The organism is Rhodoferax sp. GW821-FHT02C08 (assembly GCF_059421805.1).
In genome coordinates this window covers 1-574 of record NZ_JBWKVR010000071.1, presented here as the reverse complement: position 1 = coordinate 574, position 574 = coordinate 1, and the positions used below count along the sequence as shown (strand labels likewise).

1 pseudogene is annotated in these 574 nt (G+C 56.6%); it reads left to right on the top strand.

The window, feature by feature from the left end:
* Window positions 1-35: 35 nt before the first annotated feature.
* Window positions 36-574, top strand: a pseudogene (locus AC07VY_RS26605) (calcium-binding protein); the annotation flags it as partial.

Below are 574 nucleotides of genomic sequence, written 5' to 3'. Positions count from 1 at the left end.
ACTTGAACCAGGACGGCATCAGCCAGGCTGGGGAAATGCAGACCTTGGCCGAGTCCGGTGTACAAAGCATCAAATTGACGAGCGCCACCACCAGCGTCAACTATGGCGATGCCGAGTTGGTACAAAGTGGAAGCTACACGCGAGCTGATGGCAGCACCGGCCAAGCCGGTAGCTTCATCTTGGCGCAGAACAATTTTGTCCGTGAGTTCACGCCGATCACGGTGAGCGATGCGGCCAAGACTGTCAGCAACATTGGTGGTAGTGGCTGGGTGCGGGATCTACAAGAAGCGGCAACCCAAAGCCCTGAATTGATTGATCTTTTCAACCAAGCAAAAGACGCCGGCTCGCGCGCAGACTACAAAGCAGCAGTCGCCAACCTGCTGCGCGAATGGGGTAATGATTCTGGTTACAACAGCGCGGGCAAGCAGGCTTTGGCTGCGGGTTACGGCTTGATCCTCAGCGACCCGCAGGATGAGCAAGAGCGTGGATGGATGGATACCGCCATCAAGGCCAGCGATGCCGACCGGAATGCTTATCGGGCCACTCTGTCCACAGAAGACCTTGCCAAGTTTGA